At 66.5% G+C, this 17,472-nt stretch carries 18 protein-coding genes; 5 read left to right on the plus strand and 13 right to left on the minus strand.

Translation table 11 applies throughout. The features are described 5' to 3' along the window. Nucleotides 1-71 precede the first annotated feature (71 nt). The gene (ppsA, locus tag C1933_RS11575; RefSeq protein WP_108753384.1) at nt 72-2,450 is read left to right on the plus strand and encodes a phosphoenolpyruvate synthase; all 2,379 of its coding nucleotides are present in this window, start codon (nt 72-74) and stop codon (nt 2,448-2,450) included. Between the two features lie 135 nt (nt 2,451-2,585). Further along, complete coding sequence (locus C1933_RS11580) at nt 2,586-3,479, plus strand: mechanosensitive ion channel domain-containing protein (protein WP_108753385.1); 894 nt, start codon at nt 2,586-2,588, stop codon at nt 3,477-3,479. A 79-nt stretch (nt 3,480-3,558) separates the two neighbouring features. Here the strand turns inward: C1933_RS11580 and C1933_RS11585 are convergent, their stop codons facing one another. The 4 genes from C1933_RS11585 to tadA all read right to left on the minus strand — a co-directional run bounded on the left by C1933_RS11585 (nt 3,559) and on the right by tadA (nt 7,046). Beyond that, nucleotides 3,559-4,674: an alkene reductase gene (locus C1933_RS11585; protein WP_108753386.1), complete on the minus strand. Its 1,116-nt coding sequence runs from the start codon at nt 4,672-4,674 to the stop codon at nt 3,559-3,561. Nucleotides 4,675-4,894: 220 nt separating this feature from the next. Next, complete coding sequence (locus tag C1933_RS11590) at nt 4,895-5,767, minus strand: EcsC family protein (RefSeq protein ID WP_108754824.1); 873 nt, start codon at nt 5,765-5,767, stop codon at nt 4,895-4,897. 103 nt (nt 5,768-5,870) lie between these two features. Then, on the minus strand, nt 5,871-6,443 hold the full coding sequence (orn, locus tag C1933_RS11595) for an oligoribonuclease (RefSeq protein ID WP_108753387.1): 573 nt from the start codon (nt 6,441-6,443) through the stop codon (nt 5,871-5,873). 78 nt (nt 6,444-6,521) lie between these two features. After that, nucleotides 6,522-7,046, minus strand: a complete 525-nt coding sequence (gene tadA / locus C1933_RS11600) for a tRNA adenosine(34) deaminase TadA (protein ID WP_108753388.1) — start codon at nt 7,044-7,046, stop codon at nt 6,522-6,524. Nucleotides 7,047-7,175: 129 nt separating this feature from the next. Here tadA and C1933_RS11605 point away from each other — a divergent pair, with 129 nt between their 5' ends. After that, nucleotides 7,176-7,379 carry a hypothetical protein gene (locus C1933_RS11605; RefSeq protein WP_108749926.1) on the plus strand — a complete coding sequence of 68 codons (204 nt, stop codon included), beginning with the start codon at nt 7,176-7,178 and terminating at the stop codon, nt 7,377-7,379. Nucleotides 7,380-7,425: 46 nt separating this feature from the next. Here C1933_RS11605 and C1933_RS11610 read toward each other — a convergent pair whose 3' ends face one another. Beyond that, complete coding sequence (locus C1933_RS11610) at nt 7,426-7,935, minus strand: N-acetyltransferase (protein WP_108753389.1); 510 nt, start codon at nt 7,933-7,935, stop codon at nt 7,426-7,428. Between the two features lie 403 nt (nt 7,936-8,338). On the opposite strand from C1933_RS11610, the gene C1933_RS11615 reads away from it, so the two are divergent. Together C1933_RS11615 and C1933_RS11620 are read left to right on the plus strand one after the other, a co-directional pair. Then, the gene (locus C1933_RS11615) at nt 8,339-8,992 is read left to right on the plus strand and encodes a hypothetical protein (RefSeq protein ID WP_108753390.1); all 654 of its coding nucleotides are present in this window, start codon (nt 8,339-8,341) and stop codon (nt 8,990-8,992) included. Then, nucleotides 8,989-10,299 (plus strand): XVIPCD domain-containing protein, encoded by a 1,311-nt coding sequence (locus C1933_RS11620; protein ID WP_108753391.1) that lies wholly within the window; start codon nt 8,989-8,991, stop codon nt 10,297-10,299. The genes C1933_RS11615 and C1933_RS11620 overlap by 4 nt, the downstream gene beginning before the upstream one ends. Nucleotides 10,300-10,368: 69 nt before the next feature. On the opposite strand, the gene C1933_RS11625 is transcribed toward C1933_RS11620, so the two are convergent. From C1933_RS11625 to C1933_RS20475, 8 genes are all read right to left on the minus strand, one after another. Next, nucleotides 10,369-11,649: a hypothetical protein gene (locus tag C1933_RS11625; protein ID WP_267896383.1), complete on the minus strand. Its 1,281-nt coding sequence runs from the start codon at nt 11,647-11,649 to the stop codon at nt 10,369-10,371. Between the two features lie 86 nt (nt 11,650-11,735). After that, the gene (locus C1933_RS11630; RefSeq protein WP_108753392.1) at nt 11,736-12,743 is read right to left on the minus strand and encodes an XVIPCD domain-containing protein; all 1,008 of its coding nucleotides are present in this window, start codon (nt 12,741-12,743) and stop codon (nt 11,736-11,738) included. Nucleotides 12,744-12,800: 57 nt separating this feature from the next. Beyond that, complete coding sequence (locus C1933_RS11635; RefSeq protein ID WP_108749931.1) at nt 12,801-13,337, minus strand: hypothetical protein; 537 nt, start codon at nt 13,335-13,337, stop codon at nt 12,801-12,803. 336 nt (nt 13,338-13,673) lie between these two features. Then, nucleotides 13,674-14,210, minus strand: coding sequence for a DUF4189 domain-containing protein (locus C1933_RS11640; protein WP_108753393.1), 537 nt, complete (start codon nt 14,208-14,210; stop codon nt 13,674-13,676). A gap of 82 nt (nt 14,211-14,292) precedes the next feature. Continuing rightward, nucleotides 14,293-14,823, minus strand: a complete 531-nt coding sequence (locus tag C1933_RS11645) for a DUF4189 domain-containing protein (protein WP_159093984.1) — start codon at nt 14,821-14,823, stop codon at nt 14,293-14,295. Nucleotides 14,824-14,902: 79 nt separating this feature from the next. After that, a complete protein-coding gene (locus C1933_RS11650) occupies nt 14,903-15,436 on the minus strand; it encodes a DUF4189 domain-containing protein (RefSeq protein ID WP_234414516.1) in 534 nt (177 codons plus the stop codon). A 4-nt stretch (nt 15,437-15,440) separates the two neighbouring features. After that, the gene (locus C1933_RS20470) at nt 15,441-16,214 is read right to left on the minus strand and encodes a DUF4189 domain-containing protein (RefSeq protein ID WP_325051498.1); all 774 of its coding nucleotides are present in this window, start codon (nt 16,212-16,214) and stop codon (nt 15,441-15,443) included. A 464-nt stretch (nt 16,215-16,678) separates the two neighbouring features. Further along, the gene (locus C1933_RS20475; protein ID WP_108753396.1) at nt 16,679-17,206 is read right to left on the minus strand and encodes a DUF4189 domain-containing protein; all 528 of its coding nucleotides are present in this window, start codon (nt 17,204-17,206) and stop codon (nt 16,679-16,681) included. Nucleotides 17,207-17,472 lie beyond the last annotated feature (266 nt).

Below are 17,472 nucleotides of genomic sequence, written 5' to 3' on the forward strand. Positions count from 1 at the left end.
TCATATCGACTTCTTCCTACGGACGCGGCCACTCAGCCCGCCTCGGGCGATGGCCAAACGGAGCATCGCGCTTGAACGAGAACATCCTGTGGTTGCACGAACTGCGTCTGGCCGATCTGGCCCGCGTGGGCGGCAAGAATTCCTCGCTGGGCGAGATGATCGGCAACCTGGCCGGTCTGGGCGTCTCCGTCCCCGGGGGCTATGCGACCACGTCTGAAGCCTTCAAGGACTTCATCGCACACAACGACCTGTCCAAGCGCATCTTCGACAAGCTGGCCACGCTGGACGTCGAAGACGTGACCGCGCTGACTGCCGCCGGCAAGGAGATCCGCAGCTGGGTGATCGATGCGCCGCTGCAGCCGCAGCTGGACCAGGACATCCGCAGTGCCTACGCCAAGCTGAGCGCCGACAACGGCGGCGGCGATGTGGCCGTGGCCGTGCGCTCCTCGGCCACCGCCGAAGATCTGCCCGATGCCTCCTTCGCCGGCCAGCAGGAAACCTTCCTCAACGTCACCGGTGCCGATGATGTCGTGCACAAGGTCAAGGAAGTGTTCGCCTCGCTGTACAACGACCGCGCCATCGCCTACCGCGTGCACCACGGCTTCAAGCACGAAGACGTGTTCCTGTCCGCTGGCGTACAGCTGATGGTGCGTTCGGGCGTCGGTTCCTCCGGCGTGCTGTTCACCCTGGACACCGAATCGGGCTTCCGTGACGTGGTCTTCGTCACCTCCTCGTTCGGCCTGGGCGAAATGGTCGTGCAGGGCGCGGTGAACCCGGACGAGTTCTACGTCTACAAGCCCACCCTGCAGGCCGGCAAGCCGGCGATCCTGCGCCGCTCGCTGGGCAGCAAGGCGATCCGCATGGTGTATTCGGACGTGCCCGGTGAGCGCGTCAAGATCGAAGACACCCCGGCCGAACTGCGCAGCACCTTCTCCATCAGCGACGAGGACGTGCAGGAACTGTCCAAGCAGGCGCTGGTGATCGAAAAGCATTACGGCCGCCCGATGGACATCGAGTGGGCCAAGGACGGTGTCAGCGGCAAGCTGTTCATCGTGCAGGCGCGCCCGGAAACGGTGAAGTCGCGCAGCCACGCCACCCAGATCGAGCGCTTCGCGCTGACCGAAAAGGGCGGCAACGTGCTGGCCGAAGGTCGCGCCGTCGGCGCCAAGATCGGCTCGGGCGTGGCCCGCGTGGTCAAGACCCTGGACGACATGAACCGCGTGCAGCCCGGCGACGTGCTGATCGCCGACATGACCGACCCGGATTGGGAACCGGTGATGAAGCGCGCCTCGGCCATCGTCACCAACCGTGGCGGCCGCACCTGCCACGCGGCCATCATCGCCCGCGAACTGGGCGTGCCGGCCGTGGTCGGTTCGGGCAACGCGACCAAGGTCATTGAAGATGGCCAGCCGGTTACCGTCAGCTGCGCTGAAGGCGATACCGGCTTCATCTACGAAGGCCAGCTGAAGTTCGAGCGCACCACCACCGACCTGGGCAACATGCCGGCGGCGCCGCTGAAGATCATGATGAACGTGGCCAACCCGGAACGTGCCTTCGACTTCGGCCAGCTGCCGAACGCCGGCATCGGCCTGGCCCGCCTGGAAATGATCATCGCCAGCCACATCGGCATCCACCCGAATGCGCTGCTGGAATACGACCGCCAGGATGCGGCCACCAAGAAGAAGATCGACGAGAAGATCGCCGGCTACGGCGATCCGGTCAGCTTCTACGTGAACCGCCTGGCCGAAGGCATCGCCACCCTCACCGCCTCGGTCGCACCGAACCCGGTGATCGTGCGCCTGTCGGACTTCAAGTCCAACGAGTACGCCAACCTGGTCGGCGGCAGCAGCTACGAGCCGCACGAAGAGAACCCGATGATCGGCTTCCGCGGCGCCAGCCGTTACGTCGATCCGAGCTTTGCCGCCGCCTTCGCGCTGGAATGCCAGGCCGTGCTGCGCGTGCGCAACGAAATGGGCCTGGACAACCTGTGGGTCATGATTCCGTTCGTGCGCACCCTGGAAGAAGGCCGCAAGGTGGTCGAGGTACTGGCCCAGAACGGTCTGAAGCAGGGCGAGAACGGCCTGAAGATCATCATGATGTGCGAAGTGCCGTCCAACGCACTGCTGGCCGATGAGTTCCTGGAAATCTTCGATGGCTTCTCGATCGGTTCCAACGATCTGACCCAGCTCACCCTGGGCCTGGACCGCGATTCGTCCATCGTTGCGCACCTGTTCGACGAACGTAACCCGGCGGTGAAGAAGCTGCTGTCGATGGCCATCAAGTCGGCGCGTGCCAAGGGCAAGTACGTCGGCATCTGCGGCCAGGGCCCGTCCGACCATCCGGATCTGGCCGAATGGCTGATGCAGGAAGGCATCGAGTCGGTGTCGCTGAACCCGGACACCGTGGTCGACACCTGGCTGCGTCTGGCCAAGCTGAAGGCCAACGGCTGATGCCGTAGTGGCATGGGCTGACGTCGTGTTCATCGTCGTCGGCCCATACTGGCGCTGCACGCAAACCCCGCTACTGCGGGGTTTGTTGTTTCTGGCGTGCGCGCACGCCGATGCCGTCCCTGCCAAGGAGCCCCCATGACTGCCACTGCCCCGTCCGCCCCCGCCACCGCTTCCTGGTTCCACTCGCTGGACTGGGAGCGCCTGCTGGAAACGTATGGGGTGCCGCTGCTGGCCGCCATCGTGGTGCTGTTGATCGGCATGTGGCTGGCCCGTCGCCTGTCCAACGCGATGCCGCGCGCCACCGCGCGCATGGGCGTGGACCCGATGCTGGGCAGCTTCCTGCGCAACGTGGTCTACGCCGCCTCGCTGGTGATCGTGGTGATCCTGGCCATCGGCACGCTGGGGGTGCAGATCACCCCGCTGCTGGCCGTGCTCGGCACCGCCGGCCTGGCCGTCGGCCTGGCATTGAAGGACTCGCTGTCCAACATCGCCTCCGGGGTGATGCTGGTGACCCTGCGCCCGTTCCGCGTGGGTGACGTGGTTACCGTGGCCGGGCAGACCGGTACCGTGCGCGAAGTGCGCATCTTCCAGACCGTCATCACCGGCGCCGACAACCAGCACACCACCATTCCCAACACGCTGATCACCGCCGCGCCGATCATCAACCTGACCGCCGAACCCACCCGCCGTGTGGAGCTGGTGGTGGGCATCGGCTACGAGGACAACATCCAGCAGGCGCGCGACACTGCATTGGCGCTGATGAAGGCCGACCCTCGCGTGCTGGCCACGCCCGAACCGGACGTGGTGGTGTACGAACTGGGCGCGCATGCCATCAACCTGGGCATCCGCTGCTACGTGAAGTCGGCCGACCACTTCGGCACCAAGGTCACGCTGCTGGAGCAGATCAAGCTGGGCTACGACAAGGCCGGCATCAATATTCCCTACCCGCAGCAGGACATGCACCTGTACCTGCACGGCAAGGACGGCGGCGTGCTGGAAGCCGACGCGCTGGTGCGCGACAAGCCCTGATTTCCAGGTTCCCGCCGGGCATGGCCCGGCGCTACCGATGCCGGTGAGTGCCGACCGTTGGTCGGCACCTCTGCCAGCATCAGGCCTCGACAGCCTCGCCCAGCACCGGGTAATCGGTGTAGCCCGCCGCTCCGCCACCGAAGTAGGTCGCGCGGTCCGGTGCGTTCAACGCCGCCCCGGTACGCAGCCGCTCGGGCAGATCCGGGTTGGCAATGAACGGCCTGCCGAACCCGATCAGATCGGCCCAGCCCTCGGCCAGCGCCTGCTCGGCGCGCTCGGCACTGTACTTGCCGGCATAGATCAGCGTGCCCGGGTACACCATCCGCAGCGCCTGCTTGAACGCCACCGGCATCTCCGGTGCGTCTTCCCAGTCGGCCTCGGCAATGTGCACGTAGCCCACGCCAAGCTGGCCCAGCAGATGCGCGGCAGCCAGATAGGTCGCCTGCGGCGTGTCATCCACCGCACCCTGCAGGGTGGTCAGCGGCGCCAGTCGCACGCCCACGCGATCACCACCGGCCACCGCCACCACCGCATGCACCACCTCGCGCAGGAAGCGCAGGCGGTTCTGCAGCGCACCACCGTAGCCATCGGTGCGCTGGTTGGCCTGCGAATCGATGAACTGGTTGATCAGGTAGCCGTTGGCGCCGTGCAGCTCCACGCCATCGAAGCCGGCGGCGAGCGCATTGCGGGTGGCGTGGGCGTAATCGGCGATGATGCCGGGAATCTCGTCCTCGGCCAGCGCGCGCGGCATCGAGTGCTGCAGCATCTCGCCCACCCCGGCGTCCGGGCCGGCACCGGTCGGGTCCACGAACACCTTCACGCCCTCGGCCAGCAGCGCCGACGAAGACACCGGCGCGGCGCCATTGGGCTGCAGGGCCACGTGCGAAACGCGGCCCACATGCCACAGCTGCGCGTAGATGCGGCCACCGGCGGCGTGCACCGCATCGGTCACCTGCCGCCAGCCCTGCACCTGTTCGGCGCTGTGGATGCCCGGCGTCCACGCATAGCCCTGGCCCTGCGGGCTGATCTGCGTGCCTTCGCTCACGATCAGCCCCGCGCTGGCACGCTGCGCGTAGTACTGCGCCATCTGCGCAGTGGCGACATTGCCGGCCGCCGCCCGCGAGCGGGTCATCGGCGGCATCACGATACGGTTGGGCAGGCGCAGCGGGCCCAGGCGATAGGGGGTGAACAACATGGCGGCATCTCGTGCGGGGGACTGCCCACAAGGATGGGGATCGGCCGGGGCACGCAACAGACGCAGTCTGGCAAAACAGTTGTGCCGTGAAGGCAAGGATGAAGGCCGCCCCCGCGGTAGAGTCGACCGTTGGTCGACTATCGCGCGCAGCGCGGGCGTTCATGACGGGTCGGCCAAAAGCAGTCGACCAACGGTCGACTCTACCCTCTACGATGCGCGGTTACAGCGTTGGTTCGATCAACGCCCCGCCATGGGCAATGCGGTCGTAGCACGCGCGCACCACGTCCTCGCCGTACTTCAGCTCCAGCCGGCGCACGATGAAATGGCCACGCGCCATGTCCTGGTAGTAGTCGGTGAACATCGTATTGAGCGTTGCACCCGCCGCGGCGCCGACAATCGGCACCGCCTGCGCGGCGAATTTTTCAGTCACCACCACGCCGAAGCGGGCCGCCACTTTCTCCACCAGCTTGGCCAGCAGCTTGCCGGCCTCCTTCGGTGCCACGCCCAGGGTCAGGTCGCGCCCGGTCACCACGCGCCCAGCCAGTTCGGCCGACAGATGCCGCATCACATCGGTGGTGAAGCCGCGCGCCAGGTAATAGCCGGTTTCGCTGGCATCATCACGCGGCGAATTGCCGCCCAGTGCGAACACCTCCAGGCAGGCCTGGCGCGTGCTGAACTGCGACAGGTCGAAGCCTTCGCTGCGGGCGACATCGGCCACCGCGCGCATCATGATCGTTGTCGATACCGGCAGTTCAATGAACAGCGCGGCGAAGCCGAACGCACCGCCCACCGCGCCGGACGTGGCTGCGGCCAGCTTGTGCCAGCGGGTGGACGCGGATTTCCCGGGCGTGTTGCCCATGCTCCACAACGCCGCCTGCGCGGACTTGGACAAGGCGGCCTGCACGGCGCCGTGGATGCGACCGGACACCGCAGTCGGCAGCGCCTTCACCGCGAACTCCAGCGGCGTGCCCACCAGGTTGGCCATGCGCGCGGTGATCGTAGGCGCCTCCAGCAGGGCGACCGCCCGCTGCAGGTCGCCCCAGTCCTGGGCATCGTGGGCGATATCGCGCGGCAGCAGGATCGGCTCGTTCATGAGGCCGATCATAGCGCTGGGAAGTTGAACGGATCGTCGCGGGCAGGTGGCCCGGCGTTACTGGGGTCAGAGCCCTTTCCGCTGGAAAGGGATCCGACCCTGCTCAGGCGACCGGCAGGCCCGACAGCTCACCCATGAACTGGCGGTAATGGCGCAGTTCGGCGATGGAATCATGCACATCGCTCAGCGCGGTGTGGCTGCTGTTCTTGGTCAGGCCCGCGGCCACGCTCGGGGCCCAGCGCTTGGCCAGTTCCTTCACCGTGGATACGTCCAGGTTGCGGTAGTGGAAATACTTTTCCAGCCGCGGCATCTGCCGGTGCAGGAAGCGGCGATCCTGGCAGATGGAGTTGCCACTCATCGGTGAAGCGCCGGCCGGAATCCACTGCGCCAGGAAGTTGATGGTCTGCGCTTCGGCCTGGCCCAACGTGGTGGTGCTGTCCAGCACGCGCTGCCACAGCCCGGAACGGCGGTGCTGGTTGCGGTTCCATTCGTCCATCGCCTCCAGCGTTTCCAGCGGGTGGTGAATGGCGAATTCCGGGCCTTCGGCCAGCACGTTCAACTGCGCGTCGGTCACGACCGTGGCGATCTCGATGATCGAATCGTTGTCGGTATCCAACCCGGTCATTTCCAGGTCGATCCAGATCAGTCGCTCGTTGCTCGCGCCGTTGTCGGCCATCGTGTCGTCTCGTTGCCGGGCTGGCACGTGGCCCGCCGCAGGAATAGGAAAGGGGCGACCATCATACCCTTTCGCTGCTCAGGCCTCGTCGGCGTGGTTTTCCAGCAGCAGCGGTGGCTTGCCACGCTTGGCGCGGAAGTAGTTGGTCAGGCGCAGGCTGGCCTCCTTGGCCAGCACGCCGCCATGGATCTCCACCCGGTGGTTGTGTCGCGCATCGCCCAGCAGGTTGAACACGCTGCCGCAGGCGCCGGTCTTCGGGTCGCTGGCGCCATAGACCAGGCGCGACACACGCGCATGTACGATGGCCATGGCGCACATGGCACACGGCTCCAGCGTCACGTACAGGGTGCTGCCCACCAGGCGGTGGTTGGCCAGCACCCGACCGCCCTCGCGCATGGCGACGATTTCGGCATGCGCGCTGGGGTCGTGGCTGGCGATGTTGAGGTTCCAGCCCTCGCCCAGCACCTGGCCGTCGGCGCCCACCAGCACCGCGCCCACCGGAATCTCATCGAACACGTGCTGCGCGCGCTCGGCCAGCGCCAGCGCGTGGCGCATCCAGTGTTCGTCAGCATCGTGCACGGGCACGCCCAGGGAATCGCTCATGGTGGTTCTCGCAGTGAAGACCCGGCCACGCCGGACGGCCGGCATTGTACGCCCCGGGCGCGTGCAGGCCGGGTGGCCGGCCGCTCACAATGCTAGATTCGACGTTTTCCCAAGGAAGGAGTGCCCGCAATGGGGGGTCAGATTCTGTTCTTCATCTTCGCCACCGTCATGAGCGTGGTGTGGATCCTGGTGCCGTTCGCGATCTTCGGCGTGCGCAGCCTGATGCGTGAACTGCTGGCCGAACAACGCCGCACCAATGAACTGCTGACGCACATCGGTGGTTACCGCATTCCGCCGCCGGCGCCGGAACCGCGCCCGTGGCAGGCGCCTTGACGCCGGGGGCAGAGCTGCGCTGCGTCGGAAAACGGATCTGGCCCCATCACAACGGCGCAGTCGCCTCGAACGCCGGCGAATAGCGCACCTCGCCCTGCGCCATCGGCGGCTGCAGGCACAGGGCCTGGAAATACTCCGCAGGCACCCCCGGCAGGATCAGCCCCGGTTCGGCGCGGAAACCAAACCGACCGTAGTAGGCCGGCTCGCCCAGCAGCACGCAGCCGTGCGCCTGCTGGCTACGCAGTGCATCGATCGCGGCCTGCATCAACGCCGCGCCCACACCCTGCTCCTGCCGGGCCGGCAGCACGGAAATGGGCCCCAGGCCAAACCAGCCGATACTGCCGTCGCTCACCGCAACTGGCGACACCGCCACATGGCCGACCACCTCACCGTCCTGCTCGGCAACCAGCGACACCGTCAGTTCGCCGCGCGCCCGCAGTGCATCCACGATGAACTGCTCGGTATGGCTGCTGTGCTCGGCCTGGCGGAAGGCGGCCTCGGTCAGGGCGTGAATGGCGGCCACGTCGGCCGGTTGTTCGGGGCGGATGAAAGGCATTTCAGGGACTCCAGGGAAGCGCGCACACGATGGCGCGGCGTGCGGATTCACGCAACCGCAACGTTGGCGGGCCTGCACACTCCATGTGAATTGTTGACCCACCTCACGAATTGAGACACCCGTCCACAGCGGGTTCCAGCGTGCTGCAGCATGCGCAAGCCCTTGTGCAAACAGGCATTTCCACGGCACCGGCTGGGCTGCTTGCGTCAAATTCATGACGGAACCAGGCCGCAAGCGGTGGCAGCGTGTCGTCATGGCCTCCCATAATCAAAACTCCCGTCCCCAAGGAAAGGAGACCTGCCGTGCACATTGCGTTGGCGTTCGCGCGCACGGCTGTACATCTGCAGACGCTGCCTGCCGTGTTGCCGCACCGTCCCTGCCCCGCCCCACCGGCGGCCTGAGGATGCGCGGCCGCACATTTCCCTGCGTTGTTCTGTCGCTGCTGATCGCCTGCAGCCCGGAGGCTCTCATGTCACAGGAGTTTGATTCCGCCGCCGCCAACGTCGCCCAGGGAGGGCGCGGCCTGGCAAAGCTCAACCCCGCCCCCCGCAAGGCCTATGAACTGGTCCTGCGGCTGGCCAACCCACCCGGCGATTTCGCGGTGGTCGAAGGCGTGGCCCAGTACGACGTCACCAACGAAGACCAATGCGGCTACATCGAGCCGGAAACCGGCACCCCCGCGCGCATCACCAGCCAGGAGCCGGTGACCCTGCGCAAGGTGGCCGACAACGAGTATCGCGGCACGGTGTACCTGGACCGCATGCTGGACGAGGACTACTACGGCCGCGGCGTCTGCACCTGGTCGTTCAGCGGTGCCGGCGCCATGCTCAAGGCCACCGGCGCCGACGGCGAAACCCGCTTCCTGTCCTTCCTCGGCGCCGATCCGTTCATGGGTGGGCGCACCGAAACCCGCCACTACCCGCGCGGCGACTACCCGCGCGTGGATGACATGCCCGACTACGGCGCCAGCGGCCAGCAGGACCCGAACCGCTTCCGCGCCGAACTGCGTGATGCACTGTTCTCGGCCACCCTGAGCGCGCACGAGGTCAGCCCATGACCGTGACCAGCCAGGACTACGCCGCGCTGGCCAGCGATGCCTACCGCGACGAACGGGTCGGCCGCCACGATCCAGCACAGGAACAGCCGGTCATCCTCAATGGCAACGCCTACCGCGTGCTGGAACACGCCAACAACCGCCTCAACGGCTACCAGGGCACCATCTATCAGCGCGTGGATACCCACGAGATCGTGGTCGCCCACCGTGGCACCGAACAGATCGGCCGCGACGGCATCCTGACCGACGGCGGCATGGTGCTGGCCCGGCGCAACCTGCAGGCCAACGACGCACTGGAACTGACCCGCCACGCCCTGGCCTACGCGCAGAAGGAAGGCCGCGACCTGGGCCAGACCCCGGAAGTAAGCGTGACCGGGCATTCGCTGGGCGGCACGCTGGCGCAGATTTCGGCCCATCACTTCGATCTGAAGGGCGAAACCTTCAACGCCTACGGCGCGGTCAGCCTGACCTACCGCATTCCCGAAGGCGGCCACAACGTGCTCAACCACGTAATGGCGGCCGACCCGGTCAGCGCGGCCTCGCAGCACTTCGGTGACGTGCGCATGTACGCCACGCAGAAGGAAATCGACACGCTGGGCAGCTGGGGCTTCAGCAACAGCCGCTTCCGCGCGCTCATTCCGGACAGTGCGCTGGGCGCGGCCGCCTCATCGCTGGGCTCGCACAAGCTCAGCAACTTCCTCGGCGACGATTCAGTACTGAACACCGCGGGCACGCAGGAGCTGGCCCGCGACAACAGCCGGATGATCGGCGAGTACCGCAACGAGGTGGAGCGCGTGCGCCGCGGCATCACCATTGGCGCGCGTGGCATCACCGGCAACCTGTACGACATCTACGACCACAGCCGCGGCCCGCTACAGCCGGGCGAACCGGCACGGCGGGAGGCCCCGGTGGCGCCGTTGCCGGGCATTACCGAACGTGACCATGCCGGCAATCCACTGTTCAACGATGCCCTGCGCGGCGTACACGCCCTGGACGCACGTGCCGGGCGCACGCCCGATGCGATGAGCACGCAGTTGGCAGGTTCACTGGCAGCGGAAATGCACGCCGCCGGCGGCCAGCGCATCGACGAGGTGGTGATGAGCGGCGATGCCGCGCGCAGTTTTGCGGTGCAGGGCCAGAGTGGTGATCCCGGCCATCTGCGGGTATCGGTGGATACCGCAGTGGCCACCCACACGCCGCTGGAACAGAGCACCCAGCGCATCGAGCAGCAGACCGCGCAGCGCCAGAGCCAGGAACGCGACCCGCAGCAGGAGCTGGTGCAGAGCCAGGCACGCGCCCTGCCCTCCTGACGGGCGACGGCTTGCGCAAACGGGAGCCGGACCTGCCGGCTCCCGTTGGTGCAGCACGCAATGGCGCCGTTACGGGCTGGAGATTGCCGCGGTGCTGTCGCCGGCCGCGTTGTCGGCCGTCACGTAGACATCCGGGCCTGAATCCGGGAAGCCACCGCAGGCGCGATCGCCGGGCGCGACCGGATCACACGGCCACTGCCTGCGCGCCACGCGCTCGCGCAGTTCGAAGTTCTGCCCGTTCCAGACCACGAAGGCCAGGTGTTCGCGATTCCAGTCGCTGAATGCGTGCGGGCCGGTCTTCTGCGGCGATTCCGGATACTGCACGTACCAGCGCAGCGCCGGACCGTACTGCAGCTTGCTGTGGTCGAGCAGCACCCGGCCTTCGCGCGCCTGCTGGCGGGCGCGGTCGGCCTCGGTGATCGACGGTGCCGACGGCATCACCTTGGCGGTGACGTCCTGGGCCACGCCATCAGCCCCCATCTGGTACACACGCTGGCTGACGTAGGCCTGCTGGCAGGCACCGGCCGGCACGCGCACCGGATCGGGGCGGGCATCGGTCGGCAACGCCCGGTCGGCGCACTCGAACGGCGCCTGCACCAGATAGGTGGTGATCGCCGGATCGGCGCCTTCGAACGAACGCACCCAGATATCGCCCAGGCGGGCGATGAAATCCGGCCGCTCGCCGAAGCCAGCAACGGCCTTGAACCACACGCGCTGGCGCACCTCGCGTTCGCGCCAGGCGCGCGGCAGCAGGATGTCCTGTTCCGGCACGGCCACCAGCAATGCGGCCAGATGCGCGGGCAGCGTGCCCTGGCAGGCGCCGATCATCAGATCGCCCTGCGGCGCCAGGCGCCCGGCCAGGTCGACCGGGCAACGCGCGCCGAGCTGGCGTTCGGTGGCCTGGTCCGGCAGCAGCGGCACTACGGCCAGTGCCGGCGGTGCGGGTGGCGCGGCGGGTGCCGGCGGAGCCACGGCAGCGGCCGGCGCCTCGGCTACCGGCGCGGCAGGCGTTTCCGCCGGTGCGACAGTCGGTGCGGGTGCGGGCGCAGCTTCGGCCGCCACGGGTGCGGCCGGCGCTACCGCTGCCGCAGGTTCCGCTGCCGGTTCGGCAGCCGGGGCATGCGCCGGTGCCTGTGCCGCCTCGGCCACGGGCGCCGGAGCCGGTGCGGCCTCAGCCGCCACTGCCGGTGCGACTTCAGGTGCAGCGACCTCCGCAGCAGCAGGCGCGTCCTGTGCCTGGGCCAGCGTGGCGGTCAGTGCCAGCGACAGCGCCCACAACGGCGCCAGGCGCACGCCGCAGCGCGGGCGATGCGCGGCAGCACGCCGCGCGGGTGATTCACGATTCTGCATGTTGTGTCCCTACAAGGAAGTTCCATGAAGGCGCCCGCAGGCACCCAACCCATGCGATCCCACGCCTGTGCCCAGGCGGACCGCGCTTACAGCGATCGCGAGCGCTGCTGTTCCTGCTCGCGGTTGATCGAAGCCGACTGTTCCTGCCGTGCAGTGGCATCGGTCGCCAGTTGCCGGCTGCTTTCTTCCAGCGGTTGCTGGGCGGCCTGCGCGCGCTCCACCGCACAGCGCTGCATGGCGGGGTCGCCCATGTTGCCCTGCACCGCAAACAGCATGCGCCCGTCCGCGCCAGCGACCACGTGGTCAATCTGCTGCAACCCGGCCTTGTGCGCGCCTGCGGCCAGGGCCGCAGCGGCATTGTCCAGTTCCTGCGGCGTACGCAGGCCACTGCCCGGCCCAAGCTGCTGCAACCCGTTGCGCGCACCCAGGAACAGGCCATGGCCTGCGTGGCTGGGATCGGTCATGTCACGCGCCACCGCGGCGCGTTCGCCCACCTCGCCACGCCCCAGGCGCTCCATCACGTCGGGGGTCAGCTTCTGCTGCCAGCCGTCGAAGCGGCGCAGCCGATCCTCCACCCCGTTCATCGCACCATTGATGGCATAGGTTGCCTCGCGCACGTCCTCGCGCGCCTGCTCCGGTACGTGCTGCTGCCACTGCCAGACCGCGATGCGACCAGCGTGTTCGGGCTGCGCGGCCAGCTCGGGGTGGTTCAACAGATCCAGATCCAGCGCCTGGCCGGCGCGCGCGTAAGCGTCCTTACCGGTCAGCGGCAGATAGCCGCGCCCGTGGTAGGTCAGCGCATCGCCTGGCGCATCGTTGCCCAGCCGGCCGCCGTACATCAGCTCGGCCAGCGCCTGCGGGCGCCCACGCAGGGCCTCCTGGCGCGCCGACTCCAGTGCGTCGTTGCCGTTGCGCCACGCCGCTTCCACCGGAATCTGCGAGATGCCCCGGGTGTAGTTGAAGCTCTCGTTCAGACGCGACAGGCCGCGCGACTCGTGCCCCGCCTGGGCCATGAAATTGGCCAGTTCGCGTGGCGAATCGATGCCTGCCGCAGTCGCCTGCCGCAGCAGTTGCGACTCCCTATCCCTCGACACGGTGCCACTCCTGGGTAGTCATCAGCGCGGGGTCCGTCCCGCCGGTTGAAGCCTGGCTCATGGAAGCGTCACCTCTGCGACGCTGGCCGGATCGAAATCCTCGAATCGCACCCGGCCGATTTCGGCCGCCGAGAATTCGCGGATGTTGGTCGCCTCGGTTTCGATGTCCACCACCTTGCGGCGCACGGTATCGACCCAGCAGTCCCGCTCCGCCGAGGCATAGCGGAACGTGTAGGTGCTGCTCCAGCGCTGCCGGCTGCCGCCGTTGGTGATCACGCTGAACGTGTCTTCCTCAACCATTGCATACGCAAAAGGGTCGCCGGCCAGGCCACCCCGGGTCGAACACGGCACCAGCTTGTCGTTGCGCGCGGCCAGCTGCCAGCGGCCGCCGCCGTCACCGCGCAGCAACAGCAATACCCGGTTGGGACCGTGCTGGCCGGCCACCAGGCCTTCCGGCGCGGGCTGGTCGATCACCAGCAGCTGATACTGCACACCGTCGCCGTTGCACACGCCCCTGACGGCTTCCAGCAGGTTCGCGCCAGACGGAACGAATGCCAGGGCATTGTCCATGTGCGCGCCACTCCGGTTCTCCATCCCCTCCCACTCCTTCAATGTCATGCCGCCGGTGCCCACCCGCTCCGCGGGCACGGACGCCAGGTCCACCTGCACCGGGCTGTCCGTCGAAACGGATCATAGCCCCGGCACCGTCGCCGCGGCGATGGTGGCGAGCGTCACCCTGGGACGGGACAGACAGAGTCCTCATGGACGGGAAAGCTCCTGCATGCAGTGCACCGACGCGTCATGTTTCTGACGCAAAGCGAGCTTACCGCGAGGGCATTCGTTACGTCGAAGGGGTAAGCGCTGAAAGAGCGGTTTCAGTCACAAAAAAAGTGTGACTTTCGCGAAGCGGGTGCGCTGTAGGCGACACCGTCAGTACGGTCTGAAGATCTGCTCGGTGCAGTTCTCATACACAAGCGCACACGCGCCGGGCATGTCGTTCTGGCAGATCCCCTGTGCCAGTTCGGCCGCACGCTCCAGCGTCGGGCCGGTGCCGATACCGGACCTGCCATTACCTGTGCGACCACTGGGCACGACCCAGGACATGCATTGATTGAAGTAGGTGACGCTAACCTTGCAGTCGCGAGCACCGCTGTTCGCGCACTTGGCCATGGCATCGCGCTCGGCATCCTTCTTGGTCAGCTGCCCCGTGGACACGCCTGCGTCCGATGTGGTCTCAGACACCGCCACTCCGCCCCACGTACGGATCCACTCGCCCGAAGGCCGGGGCGGTGGCGAGGCCATCTGCTGTGACGTGGAACCTGCTGCGCCCCCCATGGGCGCACAACCCTGCACGCCCTGGCCACCGATGGGGTACATGCCCGATGGGCAGCCGCCCTCGGCATAGGCTGCGCCCACACCTGACAAACCGACGAACACAGCGAAAACGCGCGCGGCGATGCTTTTCATTGATTCACCCTGCTACGAATGGCGCCGGCCCCCTGCGTGGTTCGCAGTCGCCGAGCGGATTTTCGTTACCCACGCCCGCGGTTCAGAATCTGCTGAATTCAGGAAGCGAGCACTCCGCATACACAACGTGGCACCTGCCGCCACCGGTGTCCTTGCAGTTTCCGATTGCGTTCTGTGCCACGGTCTCCGTGTCCGCCGCAGTATCAAGCGACCCTTGGCCCTTGCCGGAAGACGGGACAGCAAAGGCAACGCACTGGTTGTAGTAAGTCACCGTAGGCTTGCAGCCCTGCGCTCCCTCCGCGGCGCACTTCCGGGTGGCCACAGCCACCGCGCGCTCCTCGCTGGATTCGTTTGCCGAAGTGCCAACGAGATTGGAGGACGGCGATTCCACCACAGCCCCCCAACGTGTCAGCCATTCCCCCAAGGGACGCGCCGGCGCAGCGCTTGCGGCCGGCCCGGCACCGCCGGAGGCCCCGGGAATCGGCGCACAGCCCTGCACCCCCTGGCCGCCGATGGGATACATACCTGATGGGCAGCCGCCCTCGGCATGGACGGCGAAGGCGGCCAGATGCAGCAACAGCAACAGCCCGATGCGCAGAACGTGGATATTCATGACCTTGTTACTCCTTTCATTTGCCACCGCACCGCACGGCCCCGTGCCCGGGCATCGGCATGCCCTTCTGCAAACGCGCTCAGAAGCGCTCGAATGTCGGTTCGGCACAGTCTGAATAGAAAGGCTTGCAGGCATCGCCAGCACCGTCCCTGCATTCCTTCTGGGCAAGCGCTGTGGCCTCTTCCAAGGTCGGCGCCTGTGCCATGCCGGACTGGGTACCCGGTCCAACCACACCCGGGACCACCCAGGCAAAACACTGATTGGAATAGGTCATCACCACCGTGCAGTCGTCTGCGCCCTCGACAGCGCACTTCTTCAGCGCAGTCCGCTCCGCAGAGAGACGCGACGTCTCCGCGGTTGCAGTGCCAACCAGCGACGTTGATCTGGAGTGCGCAATTGCGCCCCAGGCATCGTGCCAGCGCCCAGTGGGGCGCGGCGGCGCGGGCGGACTTGCACCGCCCTGCCCTGCTGACGCCCCTGGAATCGGCGCACAGCCCTGCACGCCCTGGCCGCCGATGGGATACATGCCGGATGGGCAGCCGCCCTCGGCATGGGCGGTCCCCGTCACGGCCATGCCACCCAGCAGCAATGCGAAAAAGAAACGTGCGCGCATGGCACTAGTACTCCCTGAAAAATGGAACTGCACAAGCAGAGTAGATGGACCTGCACTCCTTTCCGCCGGCCGCTGTGCATGCCTGGACCGCGAGTCTGGTCGCTGACTCCACCGACCCTGCGCTGGCGTACTTGGTACCGGTAGAGACCAGTTCAGAGTTCACTGCGGACACGCATTGGTTCTGGTAGACGAAGTCAACTTTGCAGCGCCCACCACCTTGGCGCTCACAGTTCTCAACAGCCTTCAGACGCGCCGCATCCTCAGTAAGCTGGTTCACCGACGCACCGCCTGCGGTACCGTCAACTGCGCCGGCCAGCGCGCCCCAGGTCTTGATCCACTCGCCGGTAGGACGCGGCGGCAGGGGCGTGGACGACGCCCCACCTCCAGCCCCTGCTTGGGCCCCGGGAATCGGCGCGCAGCCTTGGACGCCCTGCCCGCCAATGGGATACATACCCGGCGGACAGCCGCCTTCAGCGTAGGCGGGTGTGACAGCGAAAGCCGTCAGGAGCAACAGGGCAACGGGGATGATGCGAATGACCATGGCACACCTCAATCTCACTCGTTTCCGCCATGGAGCAAAACGCGGCGGATGACCACTGGCGCTCGTCAGTACTTCTTGAAGAAAGGAACGGTGCAAGCGGAATAGATGGACCTGCACTGCTTGCCACCGGCTTTTTCGCAATCTTGAACAGCTAGCTTCGTCGCGATTTCCTCGCTCGCTGCAGTCACATACTTTGTGCCAGTTGAAGCGAGCTCGGAAGTCACTGCCGAGACGCATTGGTTCTGGTAGACGAAAACGACCTTGCAGCGCCCTCCACCTTGGCGCTCACAGTTCGCTATCGATTTTTCGCGGGCCGCTGCCTCCGTCAACTCACTTACCGAAGCACCGCCTTCCTCTCCTTCGATTGAACCGGCGAGCGCCCCCCCAGGTCTCGATCCATTCTCCCAGCAGGCGGGGCGGCAGGGGCGCGGGTGAGGTTCCGCTGGCTCCGGCGCCTTGCGCGCCAGGAATGGGGGCGCAGCCTTGAACGCCCTGCCCACCAATCGGGTACATGCCGGCGGTGCATCCACCTTCCGCGTATGCGACGGAAATGGCGAGATAAAGCAGCGGCAACAGTGCAACTCGTAGAAAACAAACGTTCACAAGATCACTACTCCCTTGTCCTGGCTGCATCAGCGTGGCGCGAACCGCCCGGAGCCAATGCGCCTGCGCCCCAAGCCGCCCCATACCAGGCGTCCCTGTCAGAATCTCTCGAACCGCGGTTCGCTACAGTCAGAATAGACGATCTCACACTGCATGCCTCCCTCTTCCCTGCAGGACTTCATTGCAGTTTCCGAGGCACTCTCCACGGTTGGACCCCCTGAAAAGGATGAGCCGGTGCTTGACGCCTTGGGGGTGGCTATTGCAGCGCATTGATTTTCGTAGGCAAGCATGACTTTGCAGTCATCCGCTCCCCAGGTTGCACACTGCGCAAGCGCCACCTCCTCGGCTTCTCGTTTCGAATCTCTGCCCTTCGAAACGCCGGTATCCCCACCTCTGCCGATGGCCATGGCGCCCCATGTCTTATGCCATTGCCCAGTCGGCCGCGGCGGAAGGGCCGGAAGCTGCTGAGAGGTCGAGCCACTCGCACCTGGAATCGGCGCACAGCCCTGCACCCCCTGGCCGCCGATGGGATACATGCCAGCAGGACATCCTCCCTCGGCATAGGCCAGGAAAGCCGCGAAACAGAACACTGGAATGGTGGCAAAACGCACAATGCGAATCGACATATGAAACCTCAACCTCGTTCGTTATTTGCTGCCCCACGTTGGCCGGTGCTCTGAGCTGGTTCCGCGAACCCACCAAGCCGGGACCCCGAGCCACCACTCCTGCACTGTGTCCCGAACGCGGGCAACCATTTCCATCGCGATGCTTGTCATAGCGGCCAGCACGGCCATCGAGAAGCTGATCGATTGGGACGCACGTCAAACCGAACCGGGGTGAATCGACTGCGCCGTCTAAAACCCCATGAAACATGCGGCGCACGGCTGAACAA

The organism is Stenotrophomonas sp. ZAC14D2_NAIMI4_6, from assembly GCF_003086875.1.
Taxonomy (GTDB): domain Bacteria; phylum Pseudomonadota; class Gammaproteobacteria; order Xanthomonadales; family Xanthomonadaceae; genus Stenotrophomonas.

Bases quoted from the DNA above. Each gene is read 5' to 3' on its own strand.
- C1933_RS11580 (WP_108753385.1), top strand. From the start codon at position 2,586: ATGACTGCCACTGCCCCGTCCGCCCCCGCCACCGCTTCCTGGTTCCAC.
- C1933_RS11585 (WP_108753386.1), bottom strand. From the start codon at position 4,674: ATGTTGTTCACCCCCTATCGCCTGGGCCCGCTGCGCCTGCCCAACCGT.
- C1933_RS11590 (WP_108754824.1), bottom strand. From the start codon at position 5,767: ATGAACGAGCCGATCCTGCTGCCGCGCGATATCGCCCACGATGCCCAG.
- orn (WP_108753387.1), bottom strand. From the start codon at position 6,443: ATGGCCGACAACGGCGCGAGCAACGAGCGACTGATCTGGATCGACCTG.
- tadA (WP_108753388.1), bottom strand. From the start codon at position 7,046: ATGAGCGATTCCCTGGGCGTGCCCGTGCACGATGCTGACGAACACTGG.
- C1933_RS11605 (WP_108749926.1), top strand. From the start codon at position 7,176: ATGGGGGGTCAGATTCTGTTCTTCATCTTCGCCACCGTCATGAGCGTG.
- C1933_RS11610 (WP_108753389.1), bottom strand. From the start codon at position 7,935: ATGCCTTTCATCCGCCCCGAACAACCGGCCGACGTGGCCGCCATTCAC.
- C1933_RS11615 (WP_108753390.1), top strand. From the start codon at position 8,339: ATGCGCGGCCGCACATTTCCCTGCGTTGTTCTGTCGCTGCTGATCGCC.
- C1933_RS11620 (WP_108753391.1), top strand. From the start codon at position 8,989: ATGACCGTGACCAGCCAGGACTACGCCGCGCTGGCCAGCGATGCCTAC.
- C1933_RS11625 (WP_267896383.1), bottom strand. From the start codon at position 11,649: ATGCAGAATCGTGAATCACCCGCGCGGCGTGCTGCCGCGCATCGCCCG.
- C1933_RS11635 (WP_108749931.1), bottom strand. From the start codon at position 13,337: ATGGAGAACCGGAGTGGCGCGCACATGGACAATGCCCTGGCATTCGTT.
- C1933_RS11640 (WP_108753393.1), bottom strand. From the start codon at position 14,210: ATGAAAAGCATCGCCGCGCGCGTTTTCGCTGTGTTCGTCGGTTTGTCA.
- C1933_RS11645 (WP_159093984.1), bottom strand. From the start codon at position 14,823: ATGAATATCCACGTTCTGCGCATCGGGCTGTTGCTGTTGCTGCATCTG.
- C1933_RS11650 (WP_234414516.1), bottom strand. From the start codon at position 15,436: ATGCGCGCACGTTTCTTTTTCGCATTGCTGCTGGGTGGCATGGCCGTG.
- C1933_RS20470 (WP_325051498.1), bottom strand. From the start codon at position 16,214: ATGCGTCTCGGCAGTGACTTCCGAGCTCGCTTCAACTGGCACAAAGTA.
- C1933_RS20475 (WP_108753396.1), bottom strand. From the start codon at position 17,206: ATGTCGATTCGCATTGTGCGTTTTGCCACCATTCCAGTGTTCTGTTTC.